At 65.3% G+C, this 17,668-nt stretch carries 18 protein-coding genes; 10 read left to right on the top strand and 8 right to left on the bottom strand.

The annotated features are described in order from the left end of the window. Positions 1-133: 133 nt before the first annotated feature. The 3 genes from dut to coaBC all read right to left on the bottom strand — a co-directional run bounded on the left by dut (position 134) and on the right by coaBC (position 2,462). Positions 134-583, bottom strand: a complete 450-nt coding sequence (dut, locus tag KAQ61_RS02765; protein ID WP_042415387.1) for a dUTP diphosphatase — start codon at positions 581-583, stop codon at positions 134-136. Positions 584-687: 104 nt separating this feature from the next. Further along, positions 688-1,200 (bottom strand): hypothetical protein, encoded by a 513-nt coding sequence (locus KAQ61_RS02760; protein ID WP_210930414.1) that lies wholly within the window; start codon positions 1,198-1,200, stop codon positions 688-690. Between the two features lie 35 nt (positions 1,201-1,235). Further along, entirely contained in the window at positions 1,236-2,462 is a 1,227-nt protein-coding gene (gene coaBC / locus KAQ61_RS02755) for a bifunctional phosphopantothenoylcysteine decarboxylase/phosphopantothenate--cysteine ligase CoaBC (RefSeq protein ID WP_210930413.1), read from the bottom strand. A gap of 108 nt (positions 2,463-2,570) precedes the next feature. Here coaBC and KAQ61_RS02750 point away from each other — a divergent pair, with 108 nt between their 5' ends. From KAQ61_RS02750 to KAQ61_RS02730, 5 genes are all read left to right on the top strand, one after another. Then, positions 2,571-4,217, top strand: coding sequence for a CTP synthase (locus tag KAQ61_RS02750; protein WP_154164511.1), 1,647 nt, complete (start codon positions 2,571-2,573; stop codon positions 4,215-4,217). A gap of 150 nt (positions 4,218-4,367) precedes the next feature. Further along, positions 4,368-5,225, top strand: a complete 858-nt coding sequence (kdsA, locus tag KAQ61_RS02745) for a 3-deoxy-8-phosphooctulonate synthase (RefSeq protein ID WP_042415380.1) — start codon at positions 4,368-4,370, stop codon at positions 5,223-5,225. Positions 5,226-5,404: 179 nt separating this feature from the next. Continuing rightward, entirely contained in the window at positions 5,405-6,691 is a 1,287-nt protein-coding gene (eno, locus tag KAQ61_RS02740; protein ID WP_154164509.1) for a phosphopyruvate hydratase, read from the top strand. Positions 6,692-6,754: 63 nt separating this feature from the next. Continuing rightward, positions 6,755-7,033 carry a septum formation initiator family protein gene (locus KAQ61_RS02735; RefSeq protein WP_042415375.1) on the top strand — a complete coding sequence of 93 codons (279 nt, stop codon included), beginning with the start codon at positions 6,755-6,757 and terminating at the stop codon, positions 7,031-7,033. Between the two features lie 53 nt (positions 7,034-7,086). Next, complete coding sequence (locus KAQ61_RS02730; protein WP_210930412.1) at positions 7,087-7,491, top strand: hypothetical protein; 405 nt, start codon at positions 7,087-7,089, stop codon at positions 7,489-7,491. 151 nt (positions 7,492-7,642) lie between these two features. Here KAQ61_RS02730 and hslO read toward each other — a convergent pair whose 3' ends face one another. Then, a complete protein-coding gene (gene hslO, locus KAQ61_RS02725) occupies positions 7,643-8,635 on the bottom strand; it encodes an Hsp33 family molecular chaperone HslO (RefSeq protein WP_042415369.1) in 993 nt (330 codons plus the stop codon). A gap of 42 nt (positions 8,636-8,677) precedes the next feature. Beyond that, on the bottom strand, positions 8,678-9,202 hold the full coding sequence (locus KAQ61_RS02720; RefSeq protein WP_043379425.1) for a gamma carbonic anhydrase family protein: 525 nt from the start codon (positions 9,200-9,202) through the stop codon (positions 8,678-8,680). A gap of 47 nt (positions 9,203-9,249) precedes the next feature. Between KAQ61_RS02720 and KAQ61_RS02715 the strand changes: the two genes are divergently transcribed. The 3 genes from KAQ61_RS02715 to KAQ61_RS02705 all read left to right on the top strand — a co-directional run bounded on the left by KAQ61_RS02715 (position 9,250) and on the right by KAQ61_RS02705 (position 12,784). Then, positions 9,250-10,050 (top strand): ferritin-like domain-containing protein, encoded by an 801-nt coding sequence (locus KAQ61_RS02715; protein WP_210930411.1) that lies wholly within the window; start codon positions 9,250-9,252, stop codon positions 10,048-10,050. Positions 10,051-10,159: 109 nt separating this feature from the next. Continuing rightward, entirely contained in the window at positions 10,160-11,359 is a 1,200-nt protein-coding gene (locus KAQ61_RS02710; RefSeq protein WP_183301166.1) for an EAL and HDOD domain-containing protein, read from the top strand. 141 nt (positions 11,360-11,500) lie between these two features. Next, positions 11,501-12,784 (top strand): EAL and HDOD domain-containing protein, encoded by a 1,284-nt coding sequence (locus tag KAQ61_RS02705; protein ID WP_043379418.1) that lies wholly within the window; start codon positions 11,501-11,503, stop codon positions 12,782-12,784. Positions 12,785-12,862: 78 nt separating this feature from the next. Here the strand turns inward: KAQ61_RS02705 and KAQ61_RS02700 are convergent, their stop codons facing one another. The 3 genes from KAQ61_RS02700 to KAQ61_RS02690 form a co-directional block, all read right to left on the bottom strand. Continuing rightward, positions 12,863-13,843 (bottom strand): Bug family tripartite tricarboxylate transporter substrate binding protein, encoded by a 981-nt coding sequence (locus KAQ61_RS02700; protein WP_420839376.1) that lies wholly within the window; start codon positions 13,841-13,843, stop codon positions 12,863-12,865. An 86-nt stretch (positions 13,844-13,929) separates the two neighbouring features. Continuing rightward, a complete protein-coding gene (gene xerD / locus KAQ61_RS02695) occupies positions 13,930-14,844 on the bottom strand; it encodes a site-specific tyrosine recombinase XerD (RefSeq protein WP_210930410.1) in 915 nt (304 codons plus the stop codon). Positions 14,845-14,921: 77 nt separating this feature from the next. Continuing rightward, positions 14,922-15,884, bottom strand: a complete 963-nt coding sequence (locus KAQ61_RS02690; protein WP_043379412.1) for a tripartite tricarboxylate transporter substrate binding protein BugE — start codon at positions 15,882-15,884, stop codon at positions 14,922-14,924. A 212-nt stretch (positions 15,885-16,096) separates the two neighbouring features. Here KAQ61_RS02690 and KAQ61_RS02685 point away from each other — a divergent pair, with 212 nt between their 5' ends. Beyond that, the gene (locus KAQ61_RS02685; protein WP_210930409.1) at positions 16,097-17,017 is read left to right on the top strand and encodes an AEC family transporter; all 921 of its coding nucleotides are present in this window, start codon (positions 16,097-16,099) and stop codon (positions 17,015-17,017) included. After that, positions 17,014-17,652 carry an arylesterase gene (locus KAQ61_RS02680; RefSeq protein ID WP_210930408.1) on the top strand — a complete coding sequence of 213 codons (639 nt, stop codon included), beginning with the start codon at positions 17,014-17,016 and terminating at the stop codon, positions 17,650-17,652. Before KAQ61_RS02685 ends, KAQ61_RS02680 begins: the two co-directional genes overlap by 4 nt. The last annotated feature ends 16 nt before the right edge of the window (positions 17,653-17,668 follow it).

Below are 17,668 nucleotides of genomic sequence, written 5' to 3'. Positions count from 1 at the left end.
AGCCGCTGCGCTCACGCCTGTCTGCCACAGCAGTTTTCCTCGCAGCAGGCCAGCGCCACCGGGCATTCTGGGCGCAGTCCGGGGCCACCGCACCTCGCCCAAAGACCAAGGCCGCTGGGTCGCGCACCGGGGCTTACTGCTTGCCGGTCGAGCCGTAGCCGCCTTCGCCGCGCTCGGACACGGCTTCGAATTCGTCCACCAGGTTGAACGTGGGCTGCACCACGGGCACGACCACCAGTTGGGCCAGGCGGTCCATGGGCTGCAGGGTGAAGGCGGTGGGCGAACGGTTCCAGGCGCTGACCATCAGTTGGCCCTGGTAGTCGGAGTCGATCAGGCCGACCAGATTGCCCAGCACGATGCCGTGCTTGTGACCCAGGCCCGAGCGCGGCAGGATCATGGCGGCGTAGCCCGGGTCCTTCAGGTAGATGGCCATGCCGGTGGGAATCAGCTGCCACTGGCCGGGCTCCAGCGTGATCGGCGCGTCGATGCAGGCGCGCAAATCCAGGCCGGCGCTGCCAGGGGTGGCATAGGCGGGCATGTTCTCGCGCAAGCGCGCATCCAGGATCTTCAGGTCAACGTTCATAGCAAAGGGATTCGGTGCCGGCCGCCACGGTGGTGGCCCAGGCAAAACAAAGAAGGCACGGATTGTGCCGGGGACGGACCACCGCAGCGGCCCGCGCGGGCATGTCAGGCCGATTCGCTGGCCGAGCGAATGCCGCGGCGCACCGCGTTGATGATGGCAAACAGCAGCACCAGCGCCCCCAAGCCAGGCAGTGCCACGCTGAGGACGGCCAGAATCAGCAAGCCCACCACGCGCCCCGGGGTGATCCGGAACCAGGGGCTGCGCGGGCCCGCGGCGGGCGTGGCCGGCTTCGGCGGTGCCTGCCGTGCCGCGCGGGCTGCGCGGTCGCTGGCCTTCTTGGACGATGTCTTGCCGGCCGGGCTGCGGCTGGTGGTCTGGGCCTGCTGTTGTGCCTGCTGCTGGGCCTGGGCCATGGCGGCCTGGGCCCGCTCGCGCACCCGCGTCAGCACCGAGCCCGGCTGGGCCCCGGGGGACAGCACCTCACCGGTGAAATCGCTGCGGCTGGCCTCCCGCAGCACCCGCCCCAGGCTCTGGTGCAGTGGGCTGGCGCGCAGCAGCTCATCGACGTAGCGTGCATAGTCGCCGCCGCGGGGGCCTTCGTAATTGGAAGTCGACATCGGTTTCAGCCTCGCAGGTATCGGTGGAGTACGCCTCAGGCGCGGGGTGCCGGTGGCAGGCGCCGGGCCAGCTCCTGCACCAGTTGCACGCCCAGCGCGGCCTTGCTGGCGCGCGGCAGCTCGCGGTGGCCCTGGGCATCGACCAGCAGCAAGGCGTTGTCATCCTGGCCGAAGGTGGCCGGGCCGATATTGCCGACCAGCAAGGGCACGCCCTTGCGCACCCGCTTGGCCGTGGCGTGCTGCAGCAGGTCGTGGCTTTCGGCGGCAAAACCGACGCAGTACAGCGCACCGCTTTGGGCACGTGGCGACTGGGCGATGCTGGCCAAAATGTCCGGGTTCTCGACAAACGCCAGCGCGGGCACATCGCCCGTGCCGTCCTTCTTGATCTTTTGGTCGCTGGCATTCGCCGGGCGCCAGTCGGCCACGGCGGCCGTGGCGATGAAGATGCTGGCCTGGTCGGCCTGGGACTGCACCGCCGCCAGCATCTGCCGGGCCGACTGCACATTGATGCGCTGCACGCCGCGCGGCGTGGGCAGGTGCACGGGGCCGGCCACCAGGGTCACCGCGGCGCCCGCCGCCTGCGCGGCCGCGGCGATGGCAAAGCCCATCTTGCCGCTGGACAGGTTGGTGATGCCGCGCACCGGGTCGATGGCTTCGAAGGTGGGGCCGGCCGTGATCAACAGCCGGTGCCCGGCCAGCAGCTTGGGGGCAAAGAAAGCGGCGATGTCTTCCAGCAGTTCCTCGGGCTCCAGCATGCGGCCATCACCGGTTTCGCCGCAGGCCTGGTCACCCACGCCAACCCCCAGCACCTGCGCGCCATCGGCGGCGGCCTGGGCAAAATTGCGCTGCGTGGCAGGGTGGGCCCACATTTCGCGGTTCATGGCCGGGGCCAGCAGCAGGGGCACGCGCTCGGTCGGCCGGGCCAGGCACATCAGGCTGAGCAGCTCGTCGGCACGGCCCTGGGCCAGCTTGGCGACGAAATCGGCGCTGCAGGGGGCGATGACGATGGCATCGGCCTCGCGGCTGAGGTTGATGTGGGGCATGTTGTTGCCCTCGCGCGCATCCCACTGCGAGGTGTAGACCGTGCGGCCCGACAGGGCCTGCATGGTCACCGGGGTGATGAACTGCTCGGCCGCCTCGGTCATCACCACCTGCACGGTGGCGCCGGCCTTGGTCAGCAGGCGGCATAAATGTGCCGTTTTGTAACAGGCAACGCCCCCGGAGAGGCCCAGAACAATGTGTTTGCCAGCGAGTTCTTGCATGGCGCGAATGTAGCAGAGGCCACGGGGCTGATTGCCCCAGCTTTCAGCGGCAGTTTCTGGCCGGCACCTATAATTCGTCTTTACCACCACCATAAAAACGAACAAGACATGACCAAATTCGTCTTCGTCACAGGCGGTGTGGTGTCTTCCCTGGGCAAGGGAATCGCCTCAGCCTCCCTTGCTGCGCTGCTCGAGTCGCGCGGCCTGAAAGTCACCCTCATCAAGCTGGACCCGTACATCAACGTGGACCCCGGCACGATGTCCCCCTTCCAGCACGGCGAAGTGTTCGTGACGGACGATGGTGCAGAAACCGACCTGGATCTGGGCCACTACGAGCGTTTCATCGAAACGCGCATGCGCCAGTCCAACAATTTCACCACCGGTCGCATCTACCAGAGCGTGCTGGAAAAAGAGCGTCGCGGTGACTACCTGGGCAAGACCGTGCAGGTCATCCCCCACATCACCAACGAGATCCAGGAATACGTCAAGCGCGGCGCCGGCATCGGCACCGACGACGCCGTGGATGTGGCCATCTGCGAAATCGGCGGCACCGTGGGTGACATCGAGTCCCTGCCCTTCCTGGAAGCCGTGCGCCAGCTGTCCCTGAAGCTGGGCCCCAACAATTCGGCCTTCGTGCACCTGAGCTACCTGCCCTACATCGCAGCCGCCGGTGAACTCAAGACCAAGCCCACCCAGCACACCGTGCAGAAGCTGCGCGAAATCGGTATCCAGCCCGATGCGCTGCTGTGCCGCGCCCAGTACGCCGTGCCCGATGAAGAACGCGAGAAGATTTCGCTGTTTACCAACGTGCAGGAATGGGGCGTGATCTCCATGTGGGACGTGGACACCATCTACAAGGTGCCCCGCATGCTGCACGAGCAGGGCCTGGACGGCCTGATCTGCGACAAGCTGCGCCTGAACACCGCGCCGGCCAACCTCAAGCGCTGGGACGATCTGGTCTACGAAACCGAGCACCCCCAGGGCGAAGTGCAGGTGGCCATGGTCGGCAAGTACGTGGAACTGTCCGACGCCTACAAGTCGGTCAACGAAGCGCTCAAGCACGCCGGCCTGCGCAACCACACCCGCGTGAAGATCACCCACATCGACTCGGAAACCATCACCGACGCCAACGCCAAGGAACAGCTGTCCCAGTACGACGCCATCCTGGTGCCCGGCGGCTTTGGTTCGCGCGGTGTGGAAGGCAAGATCTCGACCGCCAAGTTCGCCCGTGAAAACAAGGTGCCCTACCTAGGTATCTGCCTGGGCATGCAGGTGGCCACCATCGAATACGCCCGCCACAAGGCCGGCCTGGAAGGCGCCAACTCCACCGAGTTCGATCCCCACACGCCCAACCCCGTGATCGCGCTGATCACCGAGTGGAAGGACGAGGACGGCACCATCAAGACGCGTGACGCCAACTCCGACCTGGGCGGCACCATGCGCCTGGGCGCCCAGTCGTCCGACGTGCAGCCCGGCACCCTGGCCCACAGCATCTACGGCGACGTGGTGACCGAGCGCCACCGCCACCGCTACGAAGCCAACGTGCAGTACCTGGACCAGTTGCGCGCAGCCGGTCTGGTGATCTCCGCGCTGACGCAGCGCGAGCAACTGACCGAGATCGTGGAACTGCCCAAGGACGTCCACCCCTGGTACATCGGCGTGCAATTCCACCCCGAGTTCAAGTCCACGCCCTGGAACGGCCACCCGCTGTTCAACGCCTTCATCAAGGCGGCCATGGACCAGAAGAAGGCCTGATCCCGGCATCCGGGACAAGTCTGAAAAAAGGAGCTGCCAGCGCTTGAAACGCAATGACTTCAGCATCATTTAAAGCTGAAGTCATTGCATCACCTGCGCAAGCAGCTTTGGTTTTTGAAGCATGCACCGCATGCCATAAAGGAACACCCCATGAAACTCTGCGGCTTCGACATTGGTCTGGACCAGCGCTTCTTCCTGATTGCCGGCCCCTGCGTGGTCGAGTCCGAGCAACTGCAGATGGACGTGGCGGGCCAGCTCAAGGAGATCACCTCCGCGCTGGGCATCAACTTCCTGTTCAAGAGCAGCTTCGACAAGGCCAACCGTTCCTCGGGCACCAGCTTCCGTGGCCCCGGCATGGAAAAGGGCCTGGAGATCCTGGCCAAGGTGCGCAAGGAAATCGGCGTGCCCGTGCTGACCGACGTGCACACCGTGGAGGAAATCCCCCACGTGGCATCGGTGGTCGACATGCTGCAGACCCCCGCCTTCCTGTGCCGCCAGACGGACTTCATCCGCGCCGTGGCCCAGTGCGGCAAGCCGGTGAACATCAAGAAGGGCCAGTTCCTTGCACCGCATGACATGAAGAATGTCATCGACAAGGCGCGCGCCGCCGCCATCGAAGTGGGCCAGGACCCCGACATGTTCACCGCCTGCGAACGCGGCGCCAGCTTTGGCTACAACAACCTGGTCAGCGACATGCGCTCGCTGGCCATCATGCGCGAGACCGGCGCCCCCGTGGTGTTCGACGCCACGCACAGCGTGCAGCTGCCCGGCGGCAACGGCACCAGCAGCGGCGGCATGCGCGAGATGGTGCCCGTGCTGTCGCGCGCGGCCGTGGCCGTGGGCGTGGCGGGCCTGTTCATGGAAACCCACCCCGATCCCTGCAACGCCCTGAGCGACGGCCCCAACGCCGTGCCCCTCAAGCACATGAAGGCGTTGCTGGAGACTTTGGTGGCGCTGGACGACGTGACCAAGCGCCACGGTTTCCTGGAAAACCACTTTTCCGCCTAAGTTTGCGTAAGATGCGCAGCGCGCGACCCGTGAACCAGCTTTCAGCGACAAAGCACGCTCCGTGGGGCGTGCTTTTTCACATGCGCACCGCGCATGCCAGGCAGCCTCGGCCGACACCACAGCCACCATCCCAGCTGCAGCTGCCGCCCCAGTTTTGAAAACCTTCCGAGGAAAACACCATGAGTGCAATCGTTGACATCGTAGGACGTGAGGTCCTGGACAGCCGCGGCAACCCCACCGTCGAATGCGACGTGCTGCTGGAATCTGGCGTGATGGGCCGTGCGGCCGTGCCATCGGGCGCGTCCACCGGCTCGCGCGAAGCGATCGAGCTGCGTGACGGCGACAAGGGCCGTTACCTGGGCAAGGGCGTGCTCAAGGCCGTGGACAACATCAACGGCGAGATCGCCCAGGCCGTGATCGGTCTGGACGCGTCGGAACAGGCGTTCCTGGACAAGACCATGATCGACCTGGACGGCACCGAGAACAAGAGCCGCCTGGGCGCCAACGCCATGCTGGCCGTGTCCATGGCCGTGGCCCGCGCCGCAGCCGAAGAGGCCGGCCTGCCCCTGTACCGCTACTTCGGCGGCATGGGCGGCGTGCAGCTGCCCGTGCCCATGATGAACGTGATCAACGGCGGCGCCCACGCGAACAACTCGCTGGACCTGCAAGAGTTCATGATCATCCCCGTGGGGGCCCCCACCTTCCGTGAAGCCGTGCGCTGGGGCGCCGAAGTGTTCCACGCGCTGAAGGCCATCATCCACCACAACGGCATGTCCACCGCCGTGGGCGACGAAGGCGGTTTCGCACCTTCCGTGGAAAACCACGAAGCCGCGATCCAGCTGATCATCGAAGCCATCGAAAAGGCCGGCTACACCCCCGGCGAGCAGATCGCCCTGGGCCTGGACTGCGCCGCCTCCGAGTTCTACAAGGACGGCATGTACGTGCTGGAAGGCGAAGGCAACATGACGCTGAACGCCACCCAGTGGACCGACATGCTGGCTGGCTGGTGCGACAAGTACCCCATCATCTCCATCGAAGACGGCATGCACGAAGGCGACTGGGACGGCTGGAAGATCCTGACCGAGCGCCTGGGCGCCAAGGTGCAGCTGGTGGGTGACGACCTGTTCGTGACCAACACCAAGATCCTGAAGGAAGGCATCGACAAGAAGATCGCCAACTCCATCCTCATCAAGATCAACCAGATCGGCACGCTGACCGAGACCTTCGCTGCCATCGAGATGGCCAAGCGCGCCGGCTACACCGCCGTGATCTCGCACCGCTCGGGCGAAACCGAAGACAGCACCATCGCCGACATCGCCGTGGGCCTGAATGCGGGTCAAATCAAGACCGGCTCGATGAGCCGCTCGGACCGCATCGCCAAGTACAACCAGCTGCTGCGCATCGAGGAAGACCTGGGCGACGTGGCCGTGTACCCTGGCCGTGACGCTTTCTATAACCTGCGTTAATCTTCGGGCTCACCCCCTGCACCAGAACCGGGGCCAACTGGCCCCGGTTTTTTGAATCCACCCATGGTTTCTCGCATCGTCACCGTCGTCTTGCTGAGCCTGCTGGCCATTACCCATGCCCAGTTGTGGCTGGGTGCGGGCAGCATGGACCGCGTGGCCGAACTGCGCGCCCAGATCAACGAACTGCACGCCACCAACGCGCAGGCCCGCAAGGAAAACGAGCGCCTGTCGTCCGAGGTCGCCGACCTGCGCGACGGCCAGGACAGCATCCAGGAAAAGGCGCGCAGCGAGCTGGGCATGGTCCGCCCCAACGAGATTTACGTGCAGATCATGCGCCGCTGAGGGCGCCCGGTCTGCCCTTCCTGCCTTCGGCCCCCCCCCGCTTGCGCCAGCCCGTGCCCCCTGCCCCCCGCATCCTGTTGTGCGCCAGCGCAGCCCACTGCGCCCAGGTGCTGCAGGCCGCCGCCCAGGCCCGTGTGCCGCTGCACGGACTACAGCCGCTGACGCAATGGCCCACGCCGGCCATGCCGGCAGACAGTCTGCTGCTGTGGGCCCTGCTGCCTACCGGCGCGCCCGATGCAGCACTGCGCCTGGAAGCCGCCTGGCGCGCCGAACACCTGTCGCACAGCCCCTGGCCGGTCCACATGCTGTACGGCAACGCCGCGCAACAGGCCCAGCAACTGCGCCCCTGGATCACCACGCCCGCCCAGGGCAATGCCCCCCATCTGCAGGACGACTGCCAGGAGTGCCTGGACGCCGCCAGCGAACACCAGCTGTTCCAGCACCTGCTGCAGCGCTGAGCGCCAGCGCGGCCACGTTAGGCATAAAAAAAAATAGCTGCCTGCGCTTGCTGGCCCTGGATTTCCGATCTCTTGAAACCGGAAATCCAAGCACACCGCGCGCTGACAGCTATCTTTCATGCAGCACCCTGCGGGTGCCGCCACCCCTGAATTACTGCACCGAGGACGAGCCGGGTGCCTGGTGCTGCGCGGCCGTGAACAGCTGGGCCGCATCCACCGCGTCAAAGCGGTACTGGGCGCCGCAGTAGTCGCAGCCGACTTCCACATGGCCCTGCTCCTGCACCACCTGTGCCACTTCCTCCTGGCCCAGGTTGCGCAGCATGTCTTCCACGCGTTCGCGGCTGCAGGTGCAGGCGAAGTGCGGGCCCTGGTCACCGTCCTGGGGCACGAAGCGCAACAGCTTCTCCTCCCAGAACAGGCGGCGCAGGATGGTGTCCACATCCAGCCCCAGCAGCTCGTCGCGCGTCAGGCTGGCGGCCAGGGTGGCGATGCGGTTGTAGTCCTCGCTGGCGCCGATGGCGTCCTGCTCGTCCTGGCGGCTCTCGGTGGCCCCGGCCAGGTTGTCCTGGCCCTTGAGCGGCATGCGCTGGATCATCAGGCCCGCCGCCACCTCGTCGTTGGCGGCCAGCACGATGCAGGTGTCCAGCTGTTCGGACTGGCGCATGTAGTGCTGCAGTACTTCGGAAATCTTCTCGAACGGCTCGCCGTCCATGCCCTGCAGCGGCACCACGCCCTGGTAAGGCTGCTGGCCCGGCAGGCGGTCCTTGGGATCCAGCGTGATGGCGCAACGCCCGCCCCCCTGGAGGTTGACCAGCTCCGCCAGCTCCGCCCCCGCAGGCACGGCGCCATGCACCGAGGCCGTGGCGCGCAGCGCCAGGTTGGACTGCACCTCGGCCACGGCCACCTTGACCGGGCCGTCACCGAAGATTTGGAACACCAGAGCGCCATTGAACTTGATGTTGGACTGCATCAGCACGCTGGCCGCCGCCATCTCCCCCAGCAGCTCGCGCACGGCGGCCGGATAGGCCCCGGTGTCGGTGTTGCTGGCGCGACGCTGGAGGATGTCCTTCCAGGCATCGGTCAGTCGCACGATCATGCCGCGCACCGGCAGGCCATCGAATAGGAATTTATGGAGTTCAGACACGCTGTGTGTATCCCAGTCAGTGATTGCTGTAAGTGCCAGGCCTCAGCCCAGCTTGCGCAGCCCCGCCTTGAAGCGGCGCGCATTCTCGATATAGTGCTGCGCACTGCGGCGCAGGCCTTCCATCTGCTCGGGGGTGAGTTGCCGGACCACGCGGGCCGGACTGCCGATGATCATCGACCCATCCGGAAACTCCTTGCCTTCGGTCACCAGCGCGCCTGCACCCACCAAGCAATTTTTGCCAATTTTCGCCCCGTTGAGCACGATAGCGCCAATTCCGATCAAGGACTCGTCGCCGATCGTGCACCCGTGCAGCATGACCTGATGGCCCACGGTCACGTGTCGGCCAATCGCCAAAGGCATGCCGAAATCGGCGTGCAGCACGCTGGCGTCCTGCACATTGCTGCCTTCGCCGATGCTGATGCTGTCCGTATCCCCGCGCACCACGGTGCCAAACCAGACGCTGGCGTCGGCGCCGATCTGCACCTTGCCCATCACCTGGGCGCTGTCGGCGATCCAGGCGCTGTCTGCCACCTCGGGCACCAGTTCTTCCAATGCGTATACGGCCATGCTGTGTCTCCTGTTTTTGTCTGCGCGGGAAAATTAGAATTGTAGGTATGGAGCTTCGACAACGCGCCCTTGAGGTTTTGTGCCTCTGCGACCCCATCCACAAAGCGACGGCTGCTATGGAAATGTTTGCGCACAGCGCACAGTTCTCCATCGCCCCGACCGCGCCCGCCCTGCCGGCCGGCTGCCACCTGCCCGGACATCCGCAGCGCCCCGTACTGCGCCACCACACCGAAGTGGCCCGCCGCTCGCCTGCCACCCTGGAGGGCCGCATCACCCTGATGCACGCGATCGCGCACATCGAATTCAACGCCATCAACCTGGCCCTGGACGCCATCTGGCGCTTTGATGCCATGCCTGCGGCCTACTACCAAGATTGGTTGCAAGTGGCTGGTGAGGAAGGTAAGCATTTTTTACTGATCCGCGACTGGCTTTTGACCCAGCAGCACGACTACGGCGACTTCCCGGCGCACCAGGGACTGTGGACCATGTGCGAGAAAACCGCACACGACATCACCGCCCGCATGGCCCTGGTTCCGCGCACGCTGGAGGCGCGTGGACTCGACGCCACGCCCCAGATCCAGGCCAAGCTGCGCCAGGCCGGCACCCCCGATGCCTGGGCCGCCGTGGAGATCCTGGATGTCATCCTGCGCGAGGAGGTGGGCCATGTCGCGATCGGTAACCATTGGTATCGCTTCTTATGCCAGCGCAATGATATGGATCCGCAATCGCACTACACTGCATTGGCTCTGAAATACGAAGCGCCTCGCCCTCGCCCGCCGTTCAATACCCAGGCCCGACAGGCCGCAGGATTTACCGACGAAGAGCTGGCCTGGCTGGAACAGCACTGACATGCTGGATTCACAGACCACCCAGATTACGCAACGCCAACCCGCAGACATGTCCGTTATTGCCCCCGTCCCGCCCTCATCCACGCCTGTTGCTCATGCCGGTTCTCCCATGATTGCACGCCAGGCCATCGTGAATGTGGACAAGGATGTGATTGGCTACGAGCTGTTCAACCGCTCCCGCGCTCCGGCCGAACACACGGCGGCCACCGACGTCATCCTGCTGTTCACGGCCATGTCCCATGCCGGCCGCGAAGACTTGGTGGGCACCAAGCTGCTGTTCGTCAACAGCACGCACGAAAGCTTGGCCGGCGGGCACCTGGAGTTGCTTAATCCCGAAAAAGTGGTGCTTGAGGTCGAACCCCTGGGCCATGTTGCCGCCACCGAGGCGGTGGCCCGCCTGCCGATCCTGCGCGGCCTGCGGGAACGCGGCTTCAAGCTGTCCTTCAACCACACCGTGCTGGAATCGGCCTACGCCACCTGGCTGCCGCTGGCGGACTTCATCAAGCTGGACCTGACCGTGCTGCGCCCCGAGCAGCTGGCCGTGCTGGTCAGCTACGCGGCGCGCCACTCCAAGGCCCAGCTGATTGCCACCAAGGTCGAGACCCCGCAGCAGTTCGACTTGCTCAAGAGCATCGGCGTCTCCCTGTTCCAGGGCTACTGGTTCTCGCGCCCTGCCGTGGTCGAGACCAAGCTGCTGGCCCCCAACCAGGCCAGCATCATCCAGCTCATCAACCTGCTGCGCCGCCAGGCCAGCACCGATGAGATCGAGGAAGTGCTGAAGAAGGACGCCGGTCTGGCCTTCAACCTGATGCGCCTGATCAATTCCGCCGGTTTTGGCACCGCGCGCGAAATCACCTCGTTCCGCCAGGCCGTGATGATCATGGGCCTGAAGAAGCTGTTCCGCTGGGCGGCCCTGCTGCTCACCGCCTCCAAGTACGGCAACACCAGCGCCTCGATCGGCCATACCGCCGTCATCCGTGGCCGCCTCATGGAACTGCTGGCCCTGGAGTTCATGAGCGAGGAAGAGGCGGAGCAGGCCTTTGTGGTCGGCATCTTCTCGCTGCTGGATGCCATGCTCAGCATCCCCATGCAGGATGCGCTGCAGTTGATCAACATCCCGACCGCCGTGCGCGACGCCCTGCTCAAGCACGAGGGCATCTTCGGCGAGCTGCTGCAGCTGGCCGAAGCCTGTGAAAGCAGCGATGACCTGGCCTTCGACCACTCGGCCTCGGTGCTCCAGCTCACCAGCCAGCAGATCAACTGGGCCCACCTGCAGGCCCTGGCCTGGTGCGACCAGATCACGCAATAAACCTGCGGGACATCACGTACGGAATACCGGTCGCCACGGTGTTGCCAATCCAGTACAGTGGGGCACCAGAGCCTGTTGCACCCACTACCATTGGCGGTTATCTGCTGCCCGCAAAGGCCCATGACCGCGTACACACCACCGATGACCTCTGATTCCAGTGCCTATCCGACCGCTCCCGCCCTGCCTGCCGGCGTGACCGATGACTCCGTGTCCATGATTGGCCGCCAGGCCATTCTGAACGAGCGCCGCGAAGTTTTTGGCTATGAGCTGTTCGATCGCACGACCGCCGTGGATGCGCACACGGCCGCCAGTGATGCGGCCCTGCTGTTCAACGCCCTGTCGTATGCCGGCACCGAGGCCCTGGTCGGACGCAAGCTGGTGTTCGTCAACTGCACCCACGAGAGCCTGGTGGGCGGCCACCTGGAGCTGATCCACCCCGACAAGGTGGTGCTGGAAGTGCCCACCCTGGGCGATGACGCCACGCCCGAAGAAATTGCTGCCCTGATCCCCGTGTTCCAAAGCCTGCGCCAGCGCGGCTTTCGCCTGGCGTTCGACCAGAACCTGCTGCGCCGTGCCTACGTGCACTGGCTGCCGATGGCCAGTTTCATCAAGCTCGACATGCTGAGCTTCCCGGTCGAGAGTGCCGAAGCGCTGGTGAAATTTGCCCAGACCCACACCACGGCACAGATCGTGGCGGAGAAGGTGGAGACCCAGGAACAGTTCGACCTGATGCACTCGCTGGGCGTGCGCCTGTTCCAGGGCTTCTGGTTTGCACGCCCTGATGTGGTGTCCGCCAAGACCGTGCGCCCATCGCAAGGCACCATCTTGCAATTGCTCAACCTGGTGCGCAGCCAGAGCAGCACGGCAGAGATTGAGGAAGTGCTCAAGAAGGACCCCACGCTGTCCTTCAACCTGCTGCGCTTCATCAACTCCTCGGGCTTCGGTCTGTCCTGCGAAATCACCTCGTTCCGCCATGCGGTCATGATCCTGGGGCTCAAAAAGCTGTTCCGCTGGGCCGCTCTGCTGATGACCACCTCCCGCGCAGGGGGCACCGCCCCTGCCGTCGGTCAGACCGCCGTGGTGCGCGGCCGCCTGATGGAGCTGCTGGCCGCCGAGATGCTGTCCACAGAGGAAGTCGACAATGCCTTCGTGGTCGGGGTGTTCTCCCTGCTCGACGTGATGCTGGGCATTCCCATGGACAAGGCGCTGAGCTCGATCGCCCTGCCCCAGACGGTCCAGGATGCCCTGCTGCACAAGACAGGGGTCTACGCCCCCTTCCTGGAGCTGGTGCTGGCCTGCGAGAACGGCGACGACGAAGTGTTTGCCCGCACCTCCGAAGCCCTGCACCTGTCCAACCACCAGGTCAACTGGGCGCACCTGCAGGCCCTGGCGTGGGCCGACAACCTGGCCGACGACGTCGGCTGAGCCGGCACACCACGCCACTGCACATAAAAAAGCCACCTTTGCGGTGGCTTTTTTTTCACACGGCCTCGCGGCGCTGCATCACTGCGCGCGCAGGTTGGCGGCCTTGATGATGCGGGCGTTGTTGGCCGACTCTTGCGCAATCTGCTTGGCAAAGATCTGCGCATCGCCACCGGTCGGGACGTTGTCCGAAGCCTTGAGCTTGGCCTGGATGTCAGGCTCGGCCAGCGCCTTGTTGAATTCCTTGTTCAAACGCTGCAACACGGCCTGCGGGGTCTTGGCCGGGGCAAAGATGCCGAACAGCGAAGTGGAATTGGCTTCGGGAAAGCCCAGCTCCGCCAGTGTGGGGACCTGCGGCAGCGATTCCAGGCGCTGCGGTGCACCCACAGCCAGAGGCTTGAGCTTGCCGGCCTGGATGTGCTGCATCACGGTGGGGCCGGCATTCGTCGACAGCACCTCGAACTGCCCGCCCAGGGCATCGTTGAGCTGCTGGCCACCGCCCTTGTAGGGGATGTGCGTGATGTCCACCTTGCTGCTGTACTTCACCTGCTCCAGCACGATGTGCCCCAGGGATGCCAGACCAGCGGTCGCCCAGCGCACCACCCCGGGATGGCTCTTGGACTCTGCCAGCAAGGCCTGGAAGCTGGACGCACGGTTGGCGGAAGTGCCCAGGATCAGCACGGGCGAATACATCACGCTGACCACAGGGGCCAGGTCCTTTTGCGGATCGAACGGTACTGCGCCCAGGTGCGGGTTCAGGGCCACGGGGCTGATGGCAGCAAAGCCGATCGTGTAGCCATCGGGGGCCGCCTTGGCCACGGCATCCAGGCCAATCGTGCCTCCGGCACCGGCCTTGTTCTCCACCACGATGGGGGTGGCCAGTTGCACGCTGAGCTTTTCCCCCAAAGCACGCGCCACCGTGTCGCTCACGCCCCCACCGGGGTAGGCCACCACGATGCGGATCGGCTTGCTGGGCCAGGGTGCGGTCTCAGCCCAGGAAATGGCGGGTGCTGCAGCAGACAGCAGTGCAGCGGCCAGCAGGCCGCGGCGCATGGCGTTCATGATCGTTACTCCGTATTGACAAACCAGTCTTTGATTTTGCACCAAGATGAATTTGCCTTAACCCACATCAAGGCTGCTTAAGCACCTCAGCCACGCGGGTGGTGCTGGGCGTGCAGCTGCTGCAGGCGCTCGCGCGCCACATGCGTGTAGATGGTGGTTGTGGAAATGTCGGCATGCCCCAGCAGCATCTGCACCACACGCAAATCCGCGCCATGGTTGAGCAAATGCGTGGCAAAGGCATGGCGCAGCGTGTGGGGCGACAGCGGGGCCGTGATGCCCGCCACCTGGGCATATTTCTTCACAAGCACCCAGAACATCACCCGCGTCATGCCGCTGCCGCGCTGGGTGACGAACAGGTCACTCGTACTTTGGCCATGCAGGATGGCGGCGCGGGCCTCCTGCAGATAACGCAGCAGCCAGGCCTGCGCTTCCTCGCCAAACGGCACCAGACGCTCCTTGCGGCCCTTGCCCTCGGTGCGCAGCACGCCGGCCGGGATGTCCAGATGGTGCATCTGTAATCCCACCAGCTCGCTCACCCGCAGGCCGCTGGCATACATCAGCTCCAGCATGGCGCGGTCCCTCAGCCCCAGGGGTGTGGTGACATCCGGCGCCAGCAGCAAGGCTTCCACCTGGGCCTGGGTCAGGGTGTGAGGCACGCGCAGTGGCTTCTTGGCGGCCAGCAGGCGCACCGTGGGATCGCTCTGGATGCGGCGTTCGCGCAAGCCCCAGTGGAAATAGCGGCGCAGCACGCTCAGCCCACGGTTGCTGGACACGGCCTTGACGCCCTGCACATGGCGCGCCTGCAAAAAGGCCTGCAGGTGCAACTCCTGCGCCGCATCCAGCGTACAGGCTGCATCGGTCTGCGCCAGAAATTGCGCGCAGGCCGCCAGATCCCGGCGGTAGGCCTGCAAGGTGTTAGCGGACAGGCCATCCTCCAGAAACAGGGATTCGATGAAATCATCGATGGCCGATAGGCTGGCCTGCAGGGTTGCATCACTCATGGTCAGCGATTGTGGGCGATAAAAAAGGCGCGGCCCCTATAGGGCAGCGCCTTGGTACCCGGAGACCGATCAGGCCCTCATTCCAGCGTCAGCTTCTGCTCGACCACGACCTTTTTGTAGGTCTCGTACTCCGCCTTGATCTGCTGGGCAAACTCTTCCGGCGTATTGCCGATCACCAGCGAGCCCGTGTCTTCGATGCGCTTGATCACGGCGGGGTCGTGCAGCACCTTCTTGACGGCGGCATTCAGCTTGTCGACCACGTCCTTGGGCATGCCCTTGGGACCCACGATACCGTAGTAGGCCATGCGGTTCACGGGCTCCAGACCCACTTCCTTGAAGGTGGGCACATCGGGCAGCACCGCCAGGCGCGAGGGCGCGGCCACCGCGATCGGCAGCAGGCGCTTGTCCTTGATGAACGGCAGCGCCGAAGGCAGGTTGTCCAGAATCATGGGCACCTGGCCAGCCACCGTGTCGTTCAGCGCGGGGCCCGCGCCACGGTAGGGAATGTGGGTGATGAAGGTGCCGGTCAGGCTCTTGTACAGCTCCATCAGCATGTGCTGGATGCCCCCGGTGCCCGAGGAGGCGTACGAGAACTTGCCCTGGGAAGCCTTCAGCGTGGCCAGGAAATCCTTGTGGTTGGTGGGACCGAACTTGGGGTTCACCGCCAGCACATTCGGTGTGGCCGCGATGTTGATCACGGGGGTGAAGTCCGTGAGGGTGTTGTAGGGGATCTTGGGATTGATGGCGGGGTTGGTGGCAGTGGTGGACACCGTGGCAATCCCCAGCGAATAGCCGTCCGGCGCGGCGCGCGAGGTCTCCAGCGCGCCGATCACGCCGCCGCCACCGCCCTTGTTTTCCACGATCACTGTCTGCCCCAGCTCACGCCCCAGAGGCTCCGCCATCACGCGCGCAATGATGTCCGTCGTGCCGCCGGGGGCAAACGGCACCAGCAGCTTGATGGGTTTCGTGGGATAGGTTTGTGCCATGGCGGCAGAACCCACCAGCGCGAATGCAAGGCCAATGCAGGTGCGACGATTCATAGGTCTGGGACTCCTCATGTTGTAAGTTTGGGTGCAGCGTTGGATGCTAAAGGACGCACTTTCCCAACGGGCAGGCAGGCAACGGCTTTTTTCTCAGTAGATTCCCGGTAACACTTTGTGCATGCCTGCGACCTAAGAACTGTCGCCGGCGCGCCAGCGCGGCAACACTCCAGACCCGCCGGCGGCGCCCGTCCAGAGTAAGCTGTGCGCCCGTGAATTACGCCCAACTCCTCTTCCCCGACTTTGCCCTCATCTTGCTGGGCTATCTGCTGTGCCGCTTCAGCCCGCTGAACCGCCCCATCTGGCAGGGGGCGGAAGCCCTGGTGTACTACCTGCTGTTCCCGGTACTGCTGTTCCACTCCATCGTCAAAAGTCCGCTGGACTGGGCCGCCACCTCCAGCCTGATCGCGGCGGGCGTCACCTCGGGGCTGGTGGGCATCGCGCTGGCCTACAGCCTGCCGTGGTGGCCCGGGCTGCGCCACCACATCAGCACGCGCGACCATGCTGGCGCCGCGCAGGTGGCGTTCCGCTTCAACTCCTTCATCGGCCTGGCGCTGGCGGACCGGCTGGCGGGCGCCCAGGGGCTGCTGTTCATTTCCGTGCTCATCGGCTTTTGCGTGCCCATGTTCAACATTGCGGCGGTCTGGCCCATGACGCGCGAGGGCCAGCACAGCTTCTGGGGCCAGCTGATCCGCAACCCGCTGATCGTCGCCACGGTCTGCGGCCTGTGCGCCAACCTGCTGGGCTTTCGCATGCCCAGCTGGCTGGAGCCGCCGGTGGCGCGCATTGGCGCGGCCTCCATCGCCCTGGGCCTGATGTCGGCCGGCGCCGGCATGCAGCTGGGCCTGCTCACGCACGCCAAGCGCCTGAGCGTCGGCGTGCTGGGCATCCGGCACCTACTCCAGCCCCTGATCGCGCTGGGCGCCATCCATGTGTTTGGCCTGCAGGGCGAGCAGGCGCTGGTGCTGCTGTTGTTTTCGGCCCTGCCCACGGCCTCGACCTGCTATGTGCTGGCGGCGCGCATGGGCTATAACGGACCGTATGTCGCCGGCCTGGTCACGCTGTCCACCATCCTCGGTGTGCTCAGCCTGCCCTATGCCTTGTCCCTGACGTCCTTGCTGCCCACGCCATGATCCCACGCCGCACCGCCCTGCTCACCCTGTTGTCCACATCGGTCCTGCTGGCCTGCGGTGCCAAGACGCCCCCGGTGGCCGCCGTGCCGGCCGGTGCCAGCGTGCTGGCCCTGGGGGATTCGCTGACCGCCGGCGTCGGTGCCCGCCCTGGGGAGGACTGGCCCAGCCTGCTGGCCGAGCGCACGGGCTGGGAGGTGACCAACGGCGGGGTCTCCGGCGACACCAGCGCTCAAAGCCTGGCGCGCCTGCCGGCCCTGCTGCAGGAGCATGCCCCGCGCCTGGTGATCGTGGGGCTGGGCGGCAACGATTTTCTGCGCCGGGCCGCGCCCGGCACCACGCGCGAGGCCCTGGCGCAGATCGTGCGCAGCATCCAGGCGGCCAACGCCCAGGCGGTGCTGGTGGCCATTCCGCAGCCCAGCCTGATGGCCGCCGCGGGCGCCACGCCCAGCGATCACCCGCTGTACCAGGAGCTGGCCCAGGAACTGAAGGTGCCGTTGATCGCCAACCTCTGGGGACCCATCCTGGGCGATGCCAGCCTGCGAGCCGACCAGGTGCACGCCAACGCGCAAGGCTATGCGGCCTTTGCCCAGGCGCTGGAGCAGGCCCTGCGCCGCCAGGGTTTGCTGGCACATTAATGGAAAAAGTGAGCGT

The organism is Comamonas aquatica (assembly GCF_018064205.1).
Taxonomy (GTDB): domain Bacteria; phylum Pseudomonadota; class Gammaproteobacteria; order Burkholderiales; family Burkholderiaceae_C; genus Comamonas; species Comamonas aquatica.
Note: the sequence above shows the minus strand (reverse complement) of the source record. Positions and strands in the feature narration are given on the sequence as shown.